Below are 19,985 nucleotides of genomic sequence, written 5' to 3' on the forward strand. Positions count from 1 at the left end.
GCTCGAACCCGTTTAAAATAAAACAAGATAACCGCATGGCAGTTATCCTGTTTTATTGAGCCTATACATTGTAAGGTTTTTATATCATGCGTTTCAACCTGAACGAAGTAAAGCGTAGTTCGCCTTTGCGCCTGATGAAAAGCTCTACCTCTTTGCCTTCTTTTCGTGACAGAATTTTATATATTTCGCTGATAGCCATGTTTTTGACGTTCTGGTTATTGACGAAAATGATTTCGTCGCCCTCTTTCAGCCCTGCTTCGTCGGCGGGTGAGTTTTCAATAACTTTATTGACGTAATACTGGTTGAACTGGTCGCCGCGGGCGCGTACATCTAGCCCGCTCATGTCATGCTCGAAGGTTTCGTTGATACGGTTTTTAATGGGTTTCAGAATCATGTAGCCGTCGCGGTAATTAAGGGTTACATTAAAGCGGCGTAACAGTTCGCAGCCGATGCTTCCCTGACGGCCTTCGTTTGAGGGCGGGAATTTCATGCTGAACGATAAGCTATCAGGAAATGAAGCCAGAATGTTTTTCATTTCGAGTGTACCCATTCTGATTTTATCTACGCGGCCAATATGCCCGTTAATTTCGCCGTTAAGCCCTCGGCCCAGATTGGCCCTCATTACCTTGTCGGGTAGCTGAATGGCTTCTTTCTGGCTTGCGCTGAGCAGAAGTGCGTGCCCCGCTCCGGTGTCGATTACGAGGCGCATCGGAATTTCCTTGTCGTTACTTACCATTGCGATGGCATCGGTATAAGGCTTCGACTGGGTTAGTACGATAGGGTAAATAGTGCCTAGCGAGCGTTTGTATTTAAACTTGTTGGGGTCGTAGAGGTAGAGCATTTTATGCTCAAAGTCGATAGTTACTACGAAATTACTGAAAATATCATGCCCGAAGATACCGTGTATAGGCACACCCAGAAATTCGGATAGTTTCAGTACGTCTTCGTCGAGCACCACAATGTTCTGCTGTGTTGCTACGATGTCGCCCATTTTGATGGTATGCCCCACTGATACGTTAGCCATTAGTTCGCCACCTTCGCCTGCGCCTGCAATTTTAACTCTGCGTACATATTTTACGTCGAGGGTCATGGCGCGTTTGGGGTCTGTAACAATGGTAGAGGTAACTCCAGTATCCAGAATGAAACGAAGGGTATCGGAGTCGTCAAGAGTTGCTTTTAAAACAATAAGGTTAGCATGTAGGTCAAAAGGAAATTTGGCAAATTTCTGTTTCTTCCCTTTAAAATGGTACCCATAGCGGGTGTCTTTCTTCCTGTCTTTTTGAGCAAAAGCCCATAGGCTAGTAATCAATAAGATAGCTATCATGCAGAGTCGGTAAAACTTTTTCATAGCTATTGCTTTTTCTATAAATCTCTGGTATTAAAATTCTAAGGAAATTTAGAATAATTTTTATAGAAACAAAAGTTTTTTAAAAAGAGTTTTGGTTTTTTAGCGCATTTTTAATCCTTTTTCGGAAAAAACGCTAAAAAACCATTTTTTGGCTCAAGCATTAGGCTTTTTTAGCCGATTTTTACCGATTTAACGTAGTTTACAACGTCGGTTTTGAGGTCGGAAGCCGATTGTAACACACGAATAAACTGGCTGCCAATAATGGCTCCGGCGGCATACTGCGAGGCTTTCGTGAAGGTTTCGTGGTCTTTAATGCCGAAACCGATTAATCGTGGATTTTTCAGGTTCATGGCATTTACCCGATTAAAATAAGCCTCCATTTCGTTAGAAATTCCTGAGGTTTTGCCCGTAACGCTGGCACTACTTACCATGTAAATAAAGCCGTCGGAGATTTCGTCGATACGGCGTATACGCGCTTCGGTGGTTTGCGGTGTAATCAGGAAAATATTCAGCAAGCCGTATTTATCAAATAGTGGTTTGTATTCGTCATAATACTCGTCCATTGGCAGGTCGGGCAGAATGAGGCCATCAACGCCTGTTTCCTGACATTTCTGGCAGAAATTCTCAAGCCCGAACTGTATCACAGGGTTAATGTAACCCATGAGTATAACGGGTATCTGTACTTTCTGGCGCATATTTTTCAGCTGTTCAAAAAGCACTTTCAGGCTCATGCCATTGTCAAGGGCAATCTGGTTCGATTGCTGAATGGTTTCGCCGTCGGCCACGGGGTCAGAATAAGGCATACCGATTTCTGCGATGTCGGCCCCTGCTTCCTGAAGGGCTTCCAGTATAGGTAACGTATCGTTCAGGTTTGGGTAGCCAGCCGTGAAATATAAATTCAATACGCTTTCGAGCTTGGTTTGAAAAAGCTTTGTTATCCGATTCATAAATGTATAAGAAGAAAATAAGCAGAAGAAGAAAAAAACAGGCGAGCCTTACAGCCTAAGCGTTGGCTCGCCTGAGCGGGGGCTATTATTATTTGCTTGTCCAGTAGTCGAGCACCAGAACTTTGTCCAGATGTGGCCCTAATACTTTGCCAAATGCTTTATGGGCTGGGTGAGGTAAATACACTTCACGGTCTTTTTCTGACTTGAATGTCAGAAAAAACATGTGTGTATAACCTTGATTGAGGTTTTCGGGGCTGTTGTTGGTTCCCCATTCAAAACCAGAGATTTCCTTAATCTGACCCGGTAAAGCTCTGAAAGCATCTTCTACTTTTTTGATGTCTTCGGGTGTGCTTGAGTCTTTAAACTTGAATAAAACCGCGTGGCGAAGCACTTTCGCCGGTTCTTTTTTTTGTGCGTTTGCCATGTAGGTAAAAGATAATAAAGCGATTGCTAATAGAAGGGTTCTCATTGGTATTTCCAGTTTTAAGATAGTTACAGATATTTCATATAAGTAGCCAGGTCTTTATCGCCCCGACCTGAAAGGTTAACTACGACGGTTTCGTTTGCTCCGGCTTTAAGGTAAGGCAGAACACCCAGTGCATGTGCCGACTCGATGGCTGGAATGATGCCTTCAAGTTTGGCTAGCTCGAAACCTGCCTGAATGGATTCGTCGTCGGTGATGGCATAAAACTGCGCACGGCGGGAGTCCCACAGGTGGGCGTGTAAAGGGCCTATGCCCGGGTAATCAAGCCCTGCCGAAATGCTATGGGGTTCTACCACCTGCCCGTCTTCGGTTTGCATCAGAATACTTTTGCTGCCGTGTAAAACACCGGTTTTGCCCAGAAATGTGGTAGCAGCCGACATACCCGACTGAATGCCATGCCCGCCGGCTTCGGCGGCAATGAGTTTCACGTCGGTGTCGTCCAGAAAATGGTAGAAAGCTCCGGCGGCATTCGACCCCCCACCTACACAGGCAATAACGTAGTCGGGTGTTTCTTTGCCTGTTTTTTCGAGAAGCTGAGAACGGATTTCGGCCGAAATTACGGATTGAAATCTGGCTACCATGTCGGGGTATGGGTGTGGGCCTACCACACTACCGATGATATAATGGGTATCAACCGGATTGTTTATCCAGTGCCTCATGGCTTCGTTGGTGGCATCTTTCAGGGTTTTTGAGCCGCTTGTTGCAGGGCGAACCTCCGCGCCTAGCATTTTCATACGGGCCACGTTTGGGGCTTGTCTCTGGATGTCAATTTCGCCCATATAGACGATACATTCCAGCCCCATAAGCGCGCAAACGGTGGCTGTGGCTACACCGTGCTGGCCTGCGCCTGTTTCGGCTACTATTTTGCGTTTGCCTAGCCTTTTGGCTAGCAATATTTGCCCAATGGTGTTGTTTACCTTGTGCGCACCTGTATGGCAGAGGTCTTCGCGTTTGAGGTATATGCGGGTATTGTATTTTTCAGACAGGCGGTTGGCAAGATACAAAGGGGTAGGGCGGCCTACATAATCTTTTAAAAGCCCCTGAAATTCTTCCTGAAAATCGGGCTGGTGAATAATGGTCAGGTAGTTTTGTCGTAGTTCTTCTACGTTAGGGTATAGCATTTCAGGAATATAAGCTCCACCAAACTTACCATAGTAGCCTTTTTCGTTTACACCAAAGGCTGATTCTGTTTCCTGTCCTTTATGGTTCTGTATGCTTGTCATTTTGTTGAGTTGTTCTGTGTCATTTAAATCTCTCAGGTATCCTGAAGCCTCCTTCGCCCGTGGCGATTACTCAAATGGCTGGCTCATTTCTGGGGCATTTTATGCTTACTTGCGCCAGAAAGGGGTTTGCGTTTACTTGAGATGTTTGCTTACAGGGGTGTTTCGTTGGCTTCCTGAATTTTACTGATAAGTGTTGCTATTTTGTCGATGTCTTTCACTCCGGGCGAAACTTCAAATTTGCTGTTTATATCAAAGGCATAGGGCTTTGGTTCGAGGTCAAGCAATTCGCTTACGTTGTCGGGGCTGATACCACCTGCCAGAAAGAACGGTTTCTGGTTGTCGTATTTTTTCAGCACGTTCCAGTCGAAAGTAACCCCGTTGCCGCCGTAGCCTTCTCCTTTTGCATCGAAAAGGAAAAAGTCAACATGGGGTTTATAATTGTTCAACTGGCTGAAAATAAAGGCTTCGTCGACCCGAAACGCTTTAATGATATTGACCCCTTTTAACCGCAGGCTCTTGCAAAAATCGGGTGTTTCGTTGCCATGAAGCTGTGCATACTGTAAGTTGTACTTCCTGACGGTCTGCAAGATGTAGTCAACAGTTGCATTTACAAAAACACCTACTTTTCTGATTTCTCTGGGTATTGCCTGTATGACATCAATATCAAGTTGATTTCCGACAAAACGAGGCGATTTATCATAAAAAATAAAGCCCATGAAATCAGGTTTTAATTCAACCAGTGCTTTGATATTCTCGGCATCGCGCATGCCACAAACTTTCAGTTTCATAAAAATATTTCCTTGCCCCCAAAGGAAATTTGATGGTTACTCATACCCGGGACTAAGCATGAATTTTAGAAAAACCTACAAAAAGACATCAAAATTAACACTTTTTATCAGATTTTAGCAATAAATTCAGCGAGTTTTGCACCAGGGTTTTGGTCTTTCATGAAAGTTTCGCCAATCAGAAAACCTTTGTATCCGGCTGTTTTTAGCAAATGAATGGTTTCGGGCTGGCTGATACAACTTTCAGAGATTCGGACAATCCGGTCAGGAATCTTGTCGGCCAGTGCTAACGAGGCATTCACGTTGTTTTCTGCAAAGTTTTTCAGGTTACGGTTATTTACTCCTATAATATCGATATTGTCGAGCGGGCTTTGGGCTAATTCTTCTTCGTCATGGATTTCCAATAACACTTCCAGCCCTAGCTGGTGTGCCTGCTGGCTTAAAGTTGTAATCTGCTCGGGGCTTAAACAGGCGGCTATCAGTAAAATTACGTCGGCTCCCCATGCTTTGGCTTCATAGACCTGATAAGGGTCAATCATGAAGTCTTTTCGTAGAATGGGCGTATCTGGGTTGGCTACGCGTGCCTGTTGCAGGTCGGCTTTGGCTCCACCGAAAAACTCGGTATCTGTAAGTACCGAAAGGCCCGATGCTCCTGCCTGTGCATAGCCTTGTGTGACAAACTCGACGCTTAGCTGATTGTTAATAATGCCTTTCGAGGGCGACTTCCGTTTGTGTTCGGCTATAATGCCCGTTGCCGTTGGTGCAGCCAACCGTGCAGCCAATGAAATTGTAGGTCGGTCAAAGAACGCCTCACGCATGAGGTCGTCTGTCGATACCTGTGCTTTGGCAGCGGCTACTTCAATGGCTTTTTGAGCAACTATTGTATCTAATATGGTCATTGTGGTTTTGTGGTTACGCTTCAATTAATTGCTTCAAGGCGTTGAGGGCTTTTTTACTCGCCAACGACTCTTTGGCTTGCTCGATTCCCTCTGCTATGGAAATACCACGGGCCACGCTTAAAGCTACTCCGGCATTGGCCAATACAACATTGGTCTGGGCGGTGGTTCCTTTGTTTTCAAGGATGTTTATAAGAATACGCGCCGAGTCTTCAACGGTATTGCCTCCGTGCAGGGCCGACTGGTCGGTCAGGTCAAAGCTAAAGTGTGTGGGCGAATGCACCACTACTCCGTGGCGTGTGCCTATGTTGAAATCGTTGGTAAACGAAATTTCGTCATAGCCGCCCATGTCGTAAATAATACCAAATTGCACCGCCGACCGATTAAATAACTGTGTGTAGAGGTCGAAAACCTTCATGTCGTACACGCCCGTGAGTTGTTTTTGTACTTTGGCAGGGTTGAGCAATGGCCCTAACATATTGAAAAAGGTTTTCAGCCCCAGTTCTTTACGGATAGGAGCCACGTATTTCATGGCCGGATGAAACAGTGGTGCGTGCATATAGCATATACCTGCGGTTTCTATTTTGCGTTGCAGGAAATCGGTATCGTTTGTAAACTTCACGCCGAGGTATTCGAGCACGGTGCTTGAACCTACGGATGACGACACCCCATGATTACCGTGTTTGGCAACAGCCTGCCCCGCCCCAGCTACCACAAAGGCCGAAGTGGTAGATATATTAAATGTATCTTTGCCGTCGCCTCCGGTGCCACAAACATCCATGGGGTCAAAGCCGGATAAATCGATAGGCACTGCCAGTTCGAGCATGGCTTGCTGAAAGCCCTCTAGTTCTTCGACACTTACGCCACGCATCTGAATAGCCATCAGGAAGGCGGCAATCTGCGAATTATTGCTTTCTCCGCGTCCTATTTGCAGCAATGCTTCGCGGGCTTCCTGAGTTGAAAGCTGCTGGCTCTGAAGTAAAATTTGCAAGTATTGTTTCATAGGATTTTACTGATTAGGCGTATTAATTTTTCATCCAGTTTTCAACCATTTTTACACCGTGCTGTGTCAGGTAGGCTTCTGGATGAAACTGTACTCCTCTGACATCGTATTGCGTATGTGCTTCGGCCATGACGAAGCCTTTCTCGTCGATGGCTGTTACTTTCAGTTCGGCAGGCATGGTTTCTGGTACAACCGTCCATGAATGATAACGGCATACTTCTATTCGGGGCGGAATACCCTGAAAAAGTTTTTCGCTGGTATCGGTAATAATGCAAGGTGTAGTAACGCCATGCAGCACGTCGCCCATGTTGTGCAAACGCGCACCGAAGGCTTCGCCAATGGCCTGATGACCCAGACAAACCCCGAAAATGCTTTTGCTTGGAGCGTATTCACGAATGAGGTCGAGCATGATTCCGGCTTCTTCTGGGATGCCCGGCCCGGGCGAAAGCAGAATTTTATCGTATTTGGCTACTTCTTCTAAAGCTATTTTATCGTTTCTGAATACATCTACGTTCCCGCCGAGGTCTTTCAGGATATAGACCAGATTATAAACGAAAGAATCATAATTATCAAGAACCAGAATTTTCATCGTATGCAATTTTTATTGATGGGTTGTTATGTCTTAACTTGTTAACCAAAAACACTTTAAATGTCGCTTGCCATTTCAATGGCTTTTCGCAGGGCTGCCAGTTTCAGGTGAATTTCTTTCATTTCGAGTTCTACATCCGACTTAGCCACTACGCCCATACCTGCCTGATAAAACAAGGTGTTGTTTTTGCTCAGAAAGGTGCGTATGGCAATGGCATGGTTAAAATTCCCTTTGAAATCCATGAAACCAATGGCCCCGCCATAAATGCTGCGGTTGGTAGGCTCAAAGCGGTTAATGATGGTCATGGCGTTATGCTTGGGCGCGCCAGAGAGCGTGCCAGCCGGAAAGGTGTCGGCTACCAGTTGTAAAGGGTTGGTGCCTGTGTGCATTTTTCCGGTTACTTTTGAAACCAGATGAATCACATGGCTATAAAACTGTACTTCCTTGAAAATATCAACTTTTACTGAGTCGGAGCTTCTGGATAAATCATTCCGGGCAAGGTCAACGAGCATTACGTGTTCGGCCGATTCCTTGGGGTCGGCATGAAGCTGGCGGGCTAGTTCGGCATCGCTTTCGTCGTCGCCGGTTCTTCTGAAAGTGCCGGCAATCGGGTGAATTTCGGCTTGACCGTCTTTGATGAAAATCTGTTTTTCGGGCGAACTGCCGAAGATGTGGTAATCGCCACCATCGAAATAAAACAGGTAAGGAGAAGGATTAATGGAGCGAAGCGCGCGGTAAACGTTGAAGTCGTCTCCTTCAAATTTTCGGGCGAAACGTCTGGAAGGTACAATCTGGAAAACATCGCCGCGTAAACAATGCCCGATACATTTATTGATGATTTCGCGCATATCCTCATCGTTGATGTTGGTTGTTTCTTCGGTATCGGCCTTGAATTTTGAAGTGGTCATTTTTGGGTTTTTAACGAAAAACTCCAGTGTTTCAAGCCCTTCTTTCATCGGGGCGGGTTCTTGCCCTTCGGGTGTATAGGTATGCTCAAAAATATAAAGCTCGTCTTTGAAATGGTTAATGGCAATAACATAGCGGTATACCCGATACAGGATTTGCGGAATAGTGGTTTCTGGACTTTTGGGCTGAATTTCGATGTCTTCAAAATATTCAACCGAATCGTAGGTGATATGCCCGAAAAGCCCGTTGGTTATGAAAGGGAACTCGCTGGCGGGTTGTTCAAACTTGGCGGCAAATTCCTGCAAAACACCTACGGCATCTTTGCGGTTGGCGAGTGCAAAAGTAGTGTTTTGCCCATTCGGAAATTTCTGGGTAACAACATCGTTATCAAGCTGAAAACTGGCTACTTCGTCGCAGGCAATATAGCTGAAACTATTGTGCATGGCGTGGTAGTCGGCACTTTCAAGAATAACCGAATGAGGGTAGTGGTTACGGATACGCTGGAAGATTCCGACAGGCGTGAGCATATCGGCCAGTAAGCGTTTGTATCGGGTTGTTATACCAAATTTTTGCATTGCTATTAGAGATTCGTATGAATGTTTTTATTAATCGTTGTCAGGGTTTCTATGAACTCGTGTTGCCTTTGCGGCGATATAATGATGGAGTCATATTTGCCGTAATATATTTCGATCCGGTGGCTCACCGACAAGGCCGGAGAACTAAGCGGGCTATTGGTTTTTTCAACTTTTTGGATGTCGTGCACATTAATTTTTAGTTTATACACAAAGCCACAAACAATGGTAAGGGTGTTGTCTTCAATGAGGTAGTAGGTTCGGCCCAAAAGGCTAAGTATAAATAATGTTACTACCAGAAGCACCACAAGCGGTATCCATTGGGTATCGAGTATGCTTTTTATCTGCAAGCCTACCAAAAGGCACAAAACCGGTACAAAAAGCCAGAAACTTATTTTTGAATAGAATTTATGGTTCATAGCATAAAAAAAGCGGCTTACAGGATGAACCGTAAGCCGCTGAATATATTTTTAAATTAAATACATAGCCAAGCTGTTCATCCTGTGTAGGAAGAACGCCACCACCAATTGTTAGCTATGATATTTTGTTGAGTCATTGTCTGTGTTTAAAATCTTGCTACAAAAGTATTGAGTAATTTTTAAAAACAAAATTTTTTTGAAAATTTTATCAGATAAGATTTTTAACTTGCCAGAACCACGGGTTTTTGGGCAGAATAACTGGCAAAAACCTCATAAAACCAATTATGGGGTGTAATCGACGGGGAGGTCTTCGGCTACTAGTTCCCAACTCCAATAGCCCTTGTAATGAATACCGGCGGCATCGAAATACTGCCCGTCGCTTTCGATAGTTATATTGGGTCTTAGCAGACTAATGGTTGATACCTGTGGCGTAGCCCTGAAAACATCGTTAGGTTTCTGGTTCCGCTTGAAATAGGCGAACGGTTCAGCCTCGTTTACGTAGGTTACTTCCAGCAAATTATTAAAGCTCAGTAATGGGTGAACCCTTGTTGAAAGCGTGCTGTCAAGAATGTGCTTGTATTTAAGGGTTTGCTGCGGGAGGTTGTTTTTATTGAAAAGTTTTGTGGTTATATAAACAGTCGAGTCGCCGGGGAGTGCCACCAGCAGGGTGTCTCGGTTAGGGAGGTACTTCTTCACAACTTCCCGGAGCATGAAGCCTTCTTCAACCAGTTGCCGTTGATATAAAGCCCGCATAAAGTGCATAACCGAGCCATAGTAGGCTTTTTGTCGGTTTTTTACCCATTTTTGTTCTTCTTCGGGGTTGTTCGGAATCAGCGTTTCATAAACTACATGGCCGCTATAAAAAATCCGCTGTGTTGTTTTATTTAACGAGTATTCGTCTAACTGGAATTTTAGCCGATACCCCAAGCCTCGGTTTTCGATAATAACAGGCTCCTGAGCTTTTGTTGTAAACTTTTCGGGTGTGTTTTCAAAATACAAAACCTCGGGGTTGAGCAGTTTGCAATGAATGGCGTTTTCGCTTTGACCGATGAAGTTTCTGACGAAAAAATCGACGTTTTCCTGCCAGTCGAGTCCTTTTTTGCGGCGTGCTTTGATGGTAACTGCATCTAAAGCATGGGACGACGGAATCAGATTAATGCGATAGGTCTTGCGGCTTTCGGCCTGAAGGGGTATCACCAGTTTTTCAAACCCAATGTAGGAAACAACCAACTCGAATTTTCCGGCCGGAATGTTCCTGAGCGAAAACGTACCGTCGGCTGAGGTTTGTGTGCCTTTGGTGGTGTTTGCCAGAAACACATTTGCCCCCGGCAGGGGTGTCTGGTCCTGATTGTTAATGACGATGCCCTTTACCTCAAACTGTGCGTAAGCTACAAATGAGCCTGGCAGCCAAGTGAGCAAAAGCAAAAATAAGGGCTTCATAATTATAAAACAGGTTTACTTGTAGGTATCAATAATACCTCCGTTCTGAAACGAAACTTCTTTTACAAGGCTGGCGGCATTGAAATAGAGCATCATTGAGCGTGCATTGGTTGGGTTCTGGATGTACTCACATTGAGGGCCTTTTTCCAGAAAATAAACAAAAACCTTTTCGTTGCGGCGGCTCAGAATCTGGTAGTCGTAACGGCCGAAGTTTTCAACCACCTGATTTTCGGTTAAGCCCATAATTTTTGGCCGTAAGCCTTTTAATTCGTCTATCAGTTTATCTCTTTTGCCTTCGCAGCCGCCTCGGTCAGTTTTGAAACTCTTTAAATCAAAGGTGCCTAAATCTGCTTTCTTTTTTTCGCACGCCCCCAGCACTATAAGAGCTATAATTAATATTTTACGCATACTTCTTTATTTATATTTTTACTTCTACCATCTGCTTACTGAGGCGACTTTTCTCGGCCATAAAGCCCATTACGTGGCTTTCAATAGAGGCATCAATCGTCGAGGTTAATAATTCGGGTTTGTTTTGTGCCACAGCCTGCACAAAGTTTCGGGCCAGACCGTAGTCGCCCCCTGCATGGCCCGATGCCTGACTTTTGTATTCGGGCAGCTCGCTTGCGCGCCATTTGGTATTTTGCTTGGTACGGAAATCATAGGTTTGTATTTCGTCCATATCGCCCCAGACTTCCCCGTGCGAAAACATCAGGCGGGTTTTACGGGCTTCAAACGAAGTAAAGGCCTCCATAGCAAAGTTTACGGTAACGCCCCCCTCAAACTCCATTGAGGTAGTGTAGTGGTCGGGCTGGTCGTTATTCATTCTGTAAACACAACGGCCATAGGGCGATGTTTTCAGTTTTTCCAGAATTTCATCACCTTGTTTGGCGGGGTCGTCGGTTACGTCAAGCACACGAATACGCAGGCGTTGTTTATGATAAATATTAATGGCCGAGAAAGGGCATTCGGCTTCGACCTTACAGCCGTCTGTGCAGCGTTCGGTGCTGCCTTCGGGCGCGTTTTCTTTTTTAAACCAGCTTAACGACCCATGAGCCGCTATGCTTTTGCAAGGCTTGCCGATAATCCAGCGCAGAATGTCGAGGTCGTGGCACGATTTCGCCAGAATAATCGGGTTGGTGTCTTTGGCTACGTGCCAGTTGCCGCGCACATACGAATGCGCCATGTGCTGATACTCGATACCCTCCAGGTGGTTTACGCTGATGAGCTTACCAAACTGGCCACTCTGGGCAATTTCCTTTAGTTTTCTGAAATAAGGGGTATAGCGTAAAACGTGGCAAACGGCAATAATCCGTTTGGTTTTTTTAGCCATAGCCAGAATATCGAGGCACTCCTGATAAGAAGGCGAAATGGGTTTTTCGAGCAATACGTGGTAGCCCATTTCGAGGGCCTTCATGGCTGGGCCATAGTGGAGGTCATCGGGGGTTGAAATAATAATGGCATCGGCAAACTTGGGTACTTTAAAAACATCTTCCCATGTTTTGAAGCGGTTTTTTTCTTCAATATTATGTGCTTGTGCAAAGCGGTCGTTACGAAACGGAACAGGCTCGGCCACACCTACCATGTCTAGCTCGTTCGGAAACGCCAATGCAAAACGGCCATATACATTGCCGCGGTTACCAGCACCTAACACAATGGCTGTTACGGGGCGGTCTAGGGTAATGAATCGGTCGTCGAGTGGGAGTTCAATAGGGTCATTTTCGGGGTTTTCGGCAAAGGCATCTGCGTTCAGGAACGACAAGCCACTGGCTGTTAACCCAAAAGTTTTTAATATATCTCGTCTTGAAAAACTGTCCATAGCGGGGTAGAATGGGTAAAACTTTTTACATCTGCAAATATAGTATAAACACAACTATATGTACCGCTGCAAGGTAAAATAGAAAAAATACTGCCCAAGAAAATGCTGGTAGTAATGAATGAGTATTGCGGTAGTTTTTTGTAGCCTGTTATACAGACAACAAAGAACTGGCACTTGTTGTTCAGAAAGTTCAGTTCTTTGTTGCGCTTGTTGTTGGCATCGTAAGCCTATTTTTAGTTTGTCGGCGGCGTTGCCAGTAAAACAAAAATACCTGAGCCGTAGGTAGAGCTTACTCTTGCCACTCCCATACTTTGAGCTTGGTTACTTTAGCTCTGCCATTGCGGCTGAATAACTGCCAGTCTGATTTGCCTCCTTCCGGAAAAACAAGGCTGGTAATAGTGGCTTCGCCGTCGTTGCCAAAGACTTCAACCGATGATTTATCGACAAATATCTGCATCCTGACCGTTCCTCGGGCTGTTTTCATCGGGATGGCATCCATAGAAGGGAAGTTGGCCGAAATAATTTTACCCGAATTAATGCGGTTTACATAGAGTTGTTCGGTGTCTCGCTGGTATCCTATGAGGGTTTCCTGATTAGTGCTTTGGTTACGAAATACTTTTACGCCAACTTCGCTGGCTCCTGACAGTTCAAATTCTACATCAATCATATAAGCACTACTCTGGTTGTGCCACATCATGCCGTTATCTTCTTCAATACCCATTTCTTCCATTTGTACAATACCACGCCAGTTTTTGGCTTTCAGGATTTCGTCGGCAGGTTTTTGTACAAGCCTTATACCTTCGGGCATTGCTTTCAGGCTTATTTCACGCGGGATACTCATCTGGCCTTTCCACGGGAAAGTCGGCAGGGCATCGGTATATTGCCAGCTTGCCATCCAGCCTAATAGGAGTTTTCTTGGCGTGTTGTTAAACGGAATAGCCGCATAAAAATCCTTGCCATAATCGACATACAGTTTTGTATCGGGCTTGTTGGTATTGGTAAAGGTTTTGCCATCGAAGTTTCCTACGAAATACTGCATCCCGACGAAATCAGGATGTGGATTACTAGCCGATATAAACAAAACCCATTGGCTGGTGGCTTTGCCTTCTACCGGAAGCTCAATCAGGGCGGGGCATTCCCATATTTTGGTAATATCGCCCTGCTTGCCAAATTCGCTCAGGAAATTCCAGTTCAGTAGATTTTTTGAGCCATAAATGTGTATTTTAAACTCGGTTGGTAGGGCAAGTGTCATTATCCATTGTTTGCTGGGTTCGTGCCAGAATACGTTTGGGTCACGGAAGTCTTTCATAACCTTGCCGTCAGGGAGAGGCGCGGCAATTAGCGGATTCTTCTTGTATTTTGTCCAAGTGCGGCCCTTGTCGGTTGAATACGCCAGATGCTGATTTTCTTTTTTGCCGTGGTAGTCGGCCGTATAAATGGCTATCATGCTGTTTGCGCCAAAGCCGCTGGTGTTGTTTTTATCGACCACAACGCTTCCTGAGAAAATCCAGACCGAATCTTCAGGGATAGCCACGGGCAGGTGTTCCCATTTAACCAAATCTTTGCTCACGGCATGGCCCCAACTCATGTGGCCCCATTTGTTTTCAAACGGATTGTGCTGATAAAATATGTGCCATTCGCCATCCAGAAAAACAAGTCCGTTGGGGTCGTTTGTCCAGTTTTGGGCAGGCGAAAAATGAAAAGCGGGCCGCCATTGTTCGGTAGGGGTTTGCTGGGCATACGCCACACCGACTATGAGCGAAAGCAAGAGTAGAATAATAGGTCTCATAGGTTATGAATTAAGGGAATATACCTACAAACATAAAATAAATTCCTAAACCAAGAAGATTCTGCGATAAATAATTTATCATAATTTCATTTTTTATTGAAAATTCAGAAATATTTATTTGTATATTCTTTCTAAAAAAGGCTCAGATTGGTTTCAGGAGGCATTCGGGCGGTGTTTTCATTCCATTTCAGGTATGTTTGTTTTCCCGTGTTTCCTTTGTACCTTTGCCCCATTATGCAAGAGTTTTTTACAGATTCCGTACAGAAGTTACGAGAATTTAAGGATTTACTGGCCTCGCCCAAGAAAATTGTTATCACTACTCATCAGAATCCCGATGCCGACGCACTGGGGTCGTCGCTGGGGTTAGCTGCTTATTTAACCAAGAAAAATCATGCTGTAACGGTTATTACGCCTACCGATTATCCTGAGTTTTTACAATGGATGTCGGGCGAGGAGCAGGTGATAAATTTTGAAAGCGAGAAACAGGAAACAGCCAAAAGGCTGATTGCCGAAGCTGAGATGATTTTCTGCCTTGATTTTTCGGCCCTGAACCGTATCAAAGGTATGGAAGAATATATAAGAAACGCCTCTGCCCGAAAAGTACTGGTTGACCACCACCAGCAACCCGAAAACTTCGCTGATTTTGTGTTCTGGAACGAAAAGGCGGCGGCTACTTGCGAGCTGATTTTTTTGTTGATTGAAATATTGGGAGATAAAGCCCTGATTGATGTTCCGGCTGCCGAATGCCTTTATGCAGGGTTGGTGACGGATACGGGTTCGTTCAGGTTCGATAGCACTACCAAAGACGTGCATCGGGTGGCTGGCGAACTGATAGCGATAGGGGTGGTAACCAATAGTATCCACCGAAAAATTTTTGATAATAACCCACTGGAAAGAATGCAGTTTCTGGGCTTTGTATTGAGCCAGAAATTAACATACCTGCCCGAATACCGAATTTCTTACATGGCTATATCGAAAGAAGAACTTGCCAGATTCGGCTCCAAAAATGGGGATACCGAAGGCATTGTAAACTATGGGCTTTCGATTAAAGGCGTAACCATGACCGCCATGTTTGTAGAACGAGACGACATGGTGCGGATTTCGTTCAGGTCGGTGAAGGATTTTTCGGTGAGCGATTTCGCCAGAAAACATTTTAACGGAGGTGGGCATAAAAATGCAGCCGGAGGGCGTTCTTATGTGGGGCTGGCTAAAACCGTTGAGGCTTTTCTGAACCTTCTGCCCGAATATCAGGCCGAATTGCTGAGCGGAGAGTAACGGTTTTTATAAAGTATTTTTATTTAGTAACAAATTATAATTTAATACAATTTCATGACAAAATTTTTGAAATCAACTCTGGGCCTTGTAATCACAGGGGGCTTACTTTTCTCTTGCGGGGAGTTCAAAGTAAAAGAAGAAAACGATGGCTCAAAATACCAGATACACCAAGCAGGTAGTGGTAAAAAACCAAAGGTAGGAGATTTAGTAACCTTCGACTTGGTAATTAAGGCTCCGAACGATACAGTATTTACAAATACCTATAAAAGAGGCGAGCCAATTAAGTTTGCCTTACCAAAAGGCGTATTTAAAGGCTCGTTCGAGAACGCCCTTTTACACTTGACAGAAGGCGACAGCGCAACGGTTTTTGTTAGCTCTGACTCATTGTTTCTACGTGAACAACAACCGATGCCTCCGGGGGTAACAAAAGGCTCTGAAATCAGATTCATCGTAAAAATCAGATCGGTTCAATCGGTTGAAGACTACCAGAAAGAACAAGAAGCCAAGAAAAACAACGAAGTGAAAATTATGGAAGAGTATGCAAAGAAAAATTTCCCTAATGCCACTAAAACACAATATGGTATCTATCGTGTCGTTGTGAAAGAAGGAGCCGGTGCAACCATTGCACCCGGAAATTCCGTCAAAGTAGAATATACAGGTAAATTAATGAATGGAAGGGTTTTCGACTCGTCGGTAGGAAAACAACCAATCGAACTTACTGTCGGACAAGGGCAGGTAATTCCGGGTTGGGAGCAAGCCTTACAGACCATGAAAAAGGGCGAAAAATGTATTTTCTTTATTCCATCTAATTTAGCTTATGGCGAGAGTGGCGCAGGCGGTGTAATTGAGCCGTTTTCTCCATTAATTTTTGAAATGGAAATTATAGATGTTAAATAATAATTATTAAGTAATGAAAAAGGTTATACTTGTATTAGTTGTATGTTGCGCTGTGTTATTAGGTGCCTGTGGTGGTTTTCTGGAAAATGATGCTGAACAAACCATTAAGCAGAACGACCAAGAAATGGTAAATTATATTGCCGCGAAGGGTCTTCAGATGACAAAGGCAAATAATGGAATGTATTACAAAATCACAAAAACCAATCCTTCTGGCGATAGCGTAGGTATTGGCGATGAAGTAAAAATACATTATACGATTTCATTATTGGATGGAACCAAAATAGACAGTACAGAACGCTTGAAAAACGCGCCATTTACAGGTATTTATGGAGGAACTATCGGACTACAAGGCGTACTTGATGCCATTTTTCTGTTGAGAGAAGGCGAAAGAGGTTTCTTCCTGCTTCCTTCTTATCTGGCTTATGGTAGCCAAACACAAGGTAAAATTCCGGGTAAATCGGTTATTGCCCTTGATTTGGAAATAGTGAAGTACCGCTCTGAAGAAGAGCAAATGGCAGAATATATTGCTACGGGTACAAACACAACGTTTGTTTCGACCGAGAAAACAGCCTCTGGGGTAAACGTACTCAAAATGATTGAAAAAACAGGTGATTTGCTTAAATCTGGCCAAACAGCCACGGTGAAATATACGGGGTATCTGGCAAGCAATATCAAACAGTTCGATACAGGTCAGATTGATGTATATCTGGGAGGTGGCACGGTAGTAAAAGGCTTTGAAGAAGGCTTGTTACGCCTAAGAGTAGGCGAAAAAGCTGTGTTGGTGTTCCCGTCGTCGCTCGGATACGCCGCCAAAGGTTCACAAAACCAACAAACCGGCGCGTATATTATACCGCCCTATTCGCCGCTGATTTTCGTTGTAGAAGTTAAAAGTGCTATATAATAGCTACTCTTGATAAGTTTTTTTGTAAAGCCTCTGAATTTTTTCAGGGGCTTTATAGTTTAATGGGAAAATACGTTGATGCCTTATGCCAAAAATTACTAAAGAGCTTGAAAAAGCTATTCAGGGGTTGCCTGCCAAAGAAAAAGATAAAATGTTGCTCCGTTTAATCGGTAAGAACGATTTACTGGTGCAGCAATTACAGTATCAGCTACTGGAAGACGAATCTTTTCTGGAAGAAAGACGGGCAGCCGTGAAAAAAAGTATTTTGTCGGTATCGAAAATGTATCATGATACACCCGGCTGGATGATGCAGGATATGCGCAACCTGAATGCTCAGATTACCACCCACGTAAAAGTAACCAAAGATAAATACGGCGAAGTGGAATTAACACTTTACTTACTTAATACTTTCTTTGAAAACCAGTTTAAATTGCTTGAAAAATATAATAGCAAGTCGGATACGCTGGCTTTGTATGTTGCCAAACGTACCGAGTTTGTGCTGAAAAAACTGCCGAAGCTCCACGAAGACTATTACATAGAATTTGAACGGGAGGTAAACAAACTACTCGAAAGGGTGCATTCTTATGCGCCTGCTTACTATGCCCGTGAAATGAAACTCCCCAAAAGCTGGGAGTATTGAAAGGGTTCTTATCATACCGATTACTTTTGTATTCTGAAACAATTGTTTGAAAATCGTAAGTTATGCTTTGATTTTTGTTTAGTAAGCCCTGTCTGGAGAAAGTAATTTTGCAGCAGAAACTTACTACACAATAAAACAGATGGTTTTTTTCCGCTCAGGAAATCTTAAGGTCTTCCTGCTATTTATTTCGACATTCCATTTTTCGGGTCAGGTTTTTTCCAAAAACTCAGACAGTACTCAGAGCATCGGTCGTTTTAGCGGTGCTGTGAGTGTTACTAACAACGGTATTTCATTGTTACCCTCTTTCTCGTTGGGTAAGCCAGCCGCTATTTTCGATCTGGTACTGGCCCAAAAGAAACTTAGTTTTGAGCCACAATTGCGTTTTTCTATGGAAGGCAAACCCTGGACATTCCTTTTCTGGTGGCGTTATCAGGCCGTACAAATGCGTAGGTTCCTGTTAAATGTTGGGGTGCATCCTGCCATTGCTTTTAAGGAGAAAATGGTAATTGTAGATAACAATAGCAGACCTATAGTACAGGCGCAAAGATTTGTGGCTGTTGAGGTATTGCCCACTTATATACTTACCAAAAAAATCAGTATTGGTTTTTATTACCTGTATTCACGTGGGCTTGAAGCCGATGCCACACGTAATACTCATTTTCTGGCTGTAAGAACTAGTTTAGCTAATATTAAATTACCTAAGCAGTTATTTTTAAAATTTATGCCTCAGGTTTATTATTTAAAAATGGACCAGAAAGATGGTTTGTATGTTAACTCAAACCTTACGTTAGGCAGGCAGAATTTCCCGCTTTCGGTTGCATCAATTGTCAGTAAGAGTATCCGAACCCATATTAATACAGGCAAAGCTTTTGTCTGGAATATTAGCCTGAATTATTCTTTTGGAAGAAACTATATCGGAAAATGAGCAGATATGCCTATTTTAGTAGAAGCCTGTTCCTATAAAATGTTTTATTACTATGGAAAAGATTGAAACCATTGAAGAGCTTTATCAAAGAAAATTCGACTGGATGCCCGAAAACATCCGTAATGAAATGGGGCATTTTAATGTGTTCAGGCTTGAACCCTTCGTGGGTGATAAAGCCAAACCTGTTCCGTACAAACGACGGGATTACTTCAAAATAATGCTTGTAGTGGGCAAGAGCAGAGTATATTATGCCGATAAAGTGATTGAAGTGCAGAAACAGGCATTGAGTTTTTCTAATCCTCAGATACCTTACAAATGGGAGCATACCGAACAGATACGTAGCGGCGCGTTTTGTATCTTTAACCAGCATTTCTTTCACCAGTTTGGTAGGCTGAATCAGTATGAGGTTTTTCAGCCCAGTGGTACGCATATATTTGAGCTTTCGGATGAGCAGGTAGAGAAAGTTAATGAAATTTTCGATAGAATGTTTCAGGAAATCAACTCGGACTATATTCATAAATATGACGTGCTTCGAAATATTGTGTTTGAATTACTGCATTTCGCCATGAAAATGCAGTTATCATCAAAGTTTGACAAGCAGCCCATCAATGCCTCTCAACGTATTTCTACGCTGTTTCTTGAATTACTCGAACGCCAGTTTCCTATTGATGATACCCACCCCCATGTACAGTTACGAGCAGCTTCTGAATTTGCGGAGCAACTTAATATTCATGTGAATCATCTGAACAGGGCAGTAAAAGAAGTAACTCAGAAAACAACTTCGCAGATTATTGCTGAGCGGATATTACAGGAAGCAAAAATTCTGCTAAAATATAGCCAATGGAATGTAGCCGAAATTGCCTATGCCTTGGGTTTTTCGGAAGTGACACATTTTAATAATTTCTTTAAAAAATATGTACAGCAAAGTCCGGTTAAATTCAGAAATGCCTGATTTACATTCATTTATTTTAAGTAGGAAGAACTATTTACTTAACAATATTTTACCATAAGGTATGCCGGAGTTATGCACGTAGAAATAAGAAGTTGAATATTGCAAACGGTGTAACTCGGTAGATTGTTATGCGCTACGTTGCTTTGTGTTTAAAAAAATACTAGCAAATAATTTTTTA

Annotated in this window: 20 protein-coding genes; 6 read left to right on the top strand and 14 right to left on the bottom strand. The window is 43.6% G+C overall.

Features of this window, described 5'->3' with window-relative positions; all coding sequences use genetic code 11:
• Nucleotides 1-79 precede the first annotated feature (79 nt).
• The 14 genes from WAA15_RS11740 to WAA15_RS11805 all read right to left on the bottom strand — a co-directional run bounded on the left by WAA15_RS11740 (nucleotide 80) and on the right by WAA15_RS11805 (nucleotide 14,217).
• Nucleotides 80-1,348, bottom strand: a complete 1,269-nt coding sequence (locus WAA15_RS11740) for an aspartyl protease family protein (protein WP_337042944.1) — start codon at nucleotides 1,346-1,348, stop codon at nucleotides 80-82.
• Between the two features lie 170 nt (nucleotides 1,349-1,518).
• Complete coding sequence (gene trpA, locus WAA15_RS11745) at nucleotides 1,519-2,295, bottom strand: tryptophan synthase subunit alpha (RefSeq protein ID WP_337042945.1); 777 nt, start codon at nucleotides 2,293-2,295, stop codon at nucleotides 1,519-1,521.
• A gap of 88 nt (nucleotides 2,296-2,383) precedes the next feature.
• Nucleotides 2,384-2,764, bottom strand: a complete 381-nt coding sequence (locus WAA15_RS11750; protein WP_337042946.1) for a Dabb family protein — start codon at nucleotides 2,762-2,764, stop codon at nucleotides 2,384-2,386.
• A 23-nt stretch (nucleotides 2,765-2,787) separates the two neighbouring features.
• Complete coding sequence (gene trpB / locus WAA15_RS11755) at nucleotides 2,788-4,002, bottom strand: tryptophan synthase subunit beta (RefSeq protein ID WP_337042947.1); 1,215 nt, start codon at nucleotides 4,000-4,002, stop codon at nucleotides 2,788-2,790.
• A 149-nt stretch (nucleotides 4,003-4,151) separates the two neighbouring features.
• Nucleotides 4,152-4,790: a phosphoribosylanthranilate isomerase gene (locus WAA15_RS11760; RefSeq protein ID WP_337042948.1), complete on the bottom strand. Its 639-nt coding sequence runs from the start codon at nucleotides 4,788-4,790 to the stop codon at nucleotides 4,152-4,154.
• Nucleotides 4,791-4,897: 107 nt separating this feature from the next.
• Nucleotides 4,898-5,686, bottom strand: a complete 789-nt coding sequence (gene trpC, locus WAA15_RS11765) for an indole-3-glycerol phosphate synthase TrpC (protein ID WP_337042949.1) — start codon at nucleotides 5,684-5,686, stop codon at nucleotides 4,898-4,900.
• A 13-nt stretch (nucleotides 5,687-5,699) separates the two neighbouring features.
• Complete coding sequence (gene trpD, locus WAA15_RS11770; RefSeq protein WP_337042950.1) at nucleotides 5,700-6,686, bottom strand: anthranilate phosphoribosyltransferase; 987 nt, start codon at nucleotides 6,684-6,686, stop codon at nucleotides 5,700-5,702.
• 22 nt (nucleotides 6,687-6,708) lie between these two features.
• Nucleotides 6,709-7,275 carry an anthranilate synthase component II gene (locus WAA15_RS11775; RefSeq protein ID WP_337042951.1) on the bottom strand — a complete coding sequence of 189 codons (567 nt, stop codon included), beginning with the start codon at nucleotides 7,273-7,275 and terminating at the stop codon, nucleotides 6,709-6,711.
• 56 nt (nucleotides 7,276-7,331) lie between these two features.
• Nucleotides 7,332-8,756, bottom strand: coding sequence for an anthranilate synthase component I family protein (locus tag WAA15_RS11780; RefSeq protein WP_337042952.1), 1,425 nt, complete (start codon nucleotides 8,754-8,756; stop codon nucleotides 7,332-7,334).
• A gap of 5 nt (nucleotides 8,757-8,761) precedes the next feature.
• Nucleotides 8,762-9,172, bottom strand: a complete 411-nt coding sequence (locus tag WAA15_RS11785) for a PH domain-containing protein (RefSeq protein ID WP_337042953.1) — start codon at nucleotides 9,170-9,172, stop codon at nucleotides 8,762-8,764.
• Between the two features lie 282 nt (nucleotides 9,173-9,454).
• Nucleotides 9,455-10,612 (bottom strand): carboxypeptidase-like regulatory domain-containing protein, encoded by a 1,158-nt coding sequence (locus WAA15_RS11790; RefSeq protein ID WP_337042954.1) that lies wholly within the window; start codon nucleotides 10,610-10,612, stop codon nucleotides 9,455-9,457.
• A gap of 15 nt (nucleotides 10,613-10,627) precedes the next feature.
• Nucleotides 10,628-11,020 carry a hypothetical protein gene (locus WAA15_RS11795; protein WP_337042955.1) on the bottom strand — a complete coding sequence of 131 codons (393 nt, stop codon included), beginning with the start codon at nucleotides 11,018-11,020 and terminating at the stop codon, nucleotides 10,628-10,630.
• Between the two features lie 10 nt (nucleotides 11,021-11,030).
• Nucleotides 11,031-12,428 carry a Gfo/Idh/MocA family protein gene (locus tag WAA15_RS11800; RefSeq protein WP_337042957.1) on the bottom strand — a complete coding sequence of 466 codons (1,398 nt, stop codon included), beginning with the start codon at nucleotides 12,426-12,428 and terminating at the stop codon, nucleotides 11,031-11,033.
• Nucleotides 12,429-12,717: 289 nt separating this feature from the next.
• Nucleotides 12,718-14,217 carry a glycoside hydrolase family 32 protein gene (locus tag WAA15_RS11805; protein ID WP_337042958.1) on the bottom strand — a complete coding sequence of 500 codons (1,500 nt, stop codon included), beginning with the start codon at nucleotides 14,215-14,217 and terminating at the stop codon, nucleotides 12,718-12,720.
• Between the two features lie 234 nt (nucleotides 14,218-14,451).
• On the opposite strand from WAA15_RS11805, the gene WAA15_RS11810 reads away from it, so the two are divergent.
• The 6 genes from WAA15_RS11810 (at nucleotide 14,452) to WAA15_RS11835 (ending at nucleotide 19,807) form a co-directional block, all read left to right on the top strand.
• Nucleotides 14,452-15,492, top strand: a complete 1,041-nt coding sequence (locus WAA15_RS11810; RefSeq protein ID WP_337042959.1) for a DHH family phosphoesterase — start codon at nucleotides 14,452-14,454, stop codon at nucleotides 15,490-15,492.
• Nucleotides 15,493-15,546: 54 nt separating this feature from the next.
• Complete coding sequence (locus tag WAA15_RS11815) at nucleotides 15,547-16,389, top strand: FKBP-type peptidyl-prolyl cis-trans isomerase (RefSeq protein ID WP_337042960.1); 843 nt, start codon at nucleotides 15,547-15,549, stop codon at nucleotides 16,387-16,389.
• Nucleotides 16,390-16,402: 13 nt separating this feature from the next.
• Nucleotides 16,403-17,290, top strand: coding sequence for an FKBP-type peptidyl-prolyl cis-trans isomerase (locus WAA15_RS11820; RefSeq protein ID WP_337042961.1), 888 nt, complete (start codon nucleotides 16,403-16,405; stop codon nucleotides 17,288-17,290).
• Between the two features lie 85 nt (nucleotides 17,291-17,375).
• A complete protein-coding gene (locus WAA15_RS11825) occupies nucleotides 17,376-17,930 on the top strand; it encodes a hypothetical protein (RefSeq protein WP_337042963.1) in 555 nt (184 codons plus the stop codon).
• Nucleotides 17,931-18,069: 139 nt separating this feature from the next.
• Entirely contained in the window at nucleotides 18,070-18,855 is a 786-nt protein-coding gene (locus WAA15_RS11830) for a hypothetical protein (protein WP_337042964.1), read from the top strand.
• A gap of 52 nt (nucleotides 18,856-18,907) precedes the next feature.
• Nucleotides 18,908-19,807: a helix-turn-helix domain-containing protein gene (locus WAA15_RS11835; RefSeq protein ID WP_337042965.1), complete on the top strand. Its 900-nt coding sequence runs from the start codon at nucleotides 18,908-18,910 to the stop codon at nucleotides 19,805-19,807.
• Nucleotides 19,808-19,985 lie beyond the last annotated feature (178 nt).

This window comes from Emticicia sp. 17c (assembly GCF_037153985.1).
Taxonomy (GTDB): Bacteria; Bacteroidota; Bacteroidia; order Cytophagales; family Spirosomataceae; genus Emticicia.

Bases quoted from the DNA above. Each gene is read 5' to 3' on its own strand.
- WAA15_RS11830 (WP_337042964.1), top strand. From the start codon at position 18,070: ATGGTTTTTTTCCGCTCAGGAAATCTTAAGGTCTTCCTGCTATTTATT.
- WAA15_RS11795 (WP_337042955.1), bottom strand. From the start codon at position 11,020: ATGCGTAAAATATTAATTATAGCTCTTATAGTGCTGGGGGCGTGCGAA.
- WAA15_RS11810 (WP_337042959.1), top strand. From the start codon at position 14,452: ATGCAAGAGTTTTTTACAGATTCCGTACAGAAGTTACGAGAATTTAAG.
- WAA15_RS11740 (WP_337042944.1), bottom strand. From the start codon at position 1,348: ATGAAAAAGTTTTACCGACTCTGCATGATAGCTATCTTATTGATTACT.
- WAA15_RS11800 (WP_337042957.1), bottom strand. From the start codon at position 12,428: ATGGACAGTTTTTCAAGACGAGATATATTAAAAACTTTTGGGTTAACA.
- trpD (WP_337042950.1), bottom strand. From the start codon at position 6,686: ATGAAACAATACTTGCAAATTTTACTTCAGAGCCAGCAGCTTTCAACT.
- WAA15_RS11785 (WP_337042953.1), bottom strand. From the start codon at position 9,172: ATGAACCATAAATTCTATTCAAAAATAAGTTTCTGGCTTTTTGTACCG.
- WAA15_RS11825 (WP_337042963.1), top strand. From the start codon at position 17,376: ATGCCAAAAATTACTAAAGAGCTTGAAAAAGCTATTCAGGGGTTGCCT.
- trpA (WP_337042945.1), bottom strand. From the start codon at position 2,295: ATGAATCGGATAACAAAGCTTTTTCAAACCAAGCTCGAAAGCGTATTG.
- WAA15_RS11750 (WP_337042946.1), bottom strand. From the start codon at position 2,764: ATGAGAACCCTTCTATTAGCAATCGCTTTATTATCTTTTACCTACATG.
- WAA15_RS11835 (WP_337042965.1), top strand. From the start codon at position 18,908: ATGGAAAAGATTGAAACCATTGAAGAGCTTTATCAAAGAAAATTCGAC.
- trpB (WP_337042947.1), bottom strand. From the start codon at position 4,002: ATGACAAGCATACAGAACCATAAAGGACAGGAAACAGAATCAGCCTTT.
- WAA15_RS11775 (WP_337042951.1), bottom strand. From the start codon at position 7,275: ATGAAAATTCTGGTTCTTGATAATTATGATTCTTTCGTTTATAATCTG.
- WAA15_RS11760 (WP_337042948.1), bottom strand. From the start codon at position 4,790: ATGAAACTGAAAGTTTGTGGCATGCGCGATGCCGAGAATATCAAAGCA.
- WAA15_RS11815 (WP_337042960.1), top strand. From the start codon at position 15,547: ATGACAAAATTTTTGAAATCAACTCTGGGCCTTGTAATCACAGGGGGC.
- WAA15_RS11820 (WP_337042961.1), top strand. From the start codon at position 16,403: ATGAAAAAGGTTATACTTGTATTAGTTGTATGTTGCGCTGTGTTATTA.
- WAA15_RS11780 (WP_337042952.1), bottom strand. From the start codon at position 8,756: ATGCAAAAATTTGGTATAACAACCCGATACAAACGCTTACTGGCCGAT.
- WAA15_RS11805 (WP_337042958.1), bottom strand. From the start codon at position 14,217: ATGAGACCTATTATTCTACTCTTGCTTTCGCTCATAGTCGGTGTGGCG.
- WAA15_RS11790 (WP_337042954.1), bottom strand. From the start codon at position 10,612: ATGAAGCCCTTATTTTTGCTTTTGCTCACTTGGCTGCCAGGCTCATTT.
- trpC (WP_337042949.1), bottom strand. From the start codon at position 5,686: ATGACCATATTAGATACAATAGTTGCTCAAAAAGCCATTGAAGTAGCC.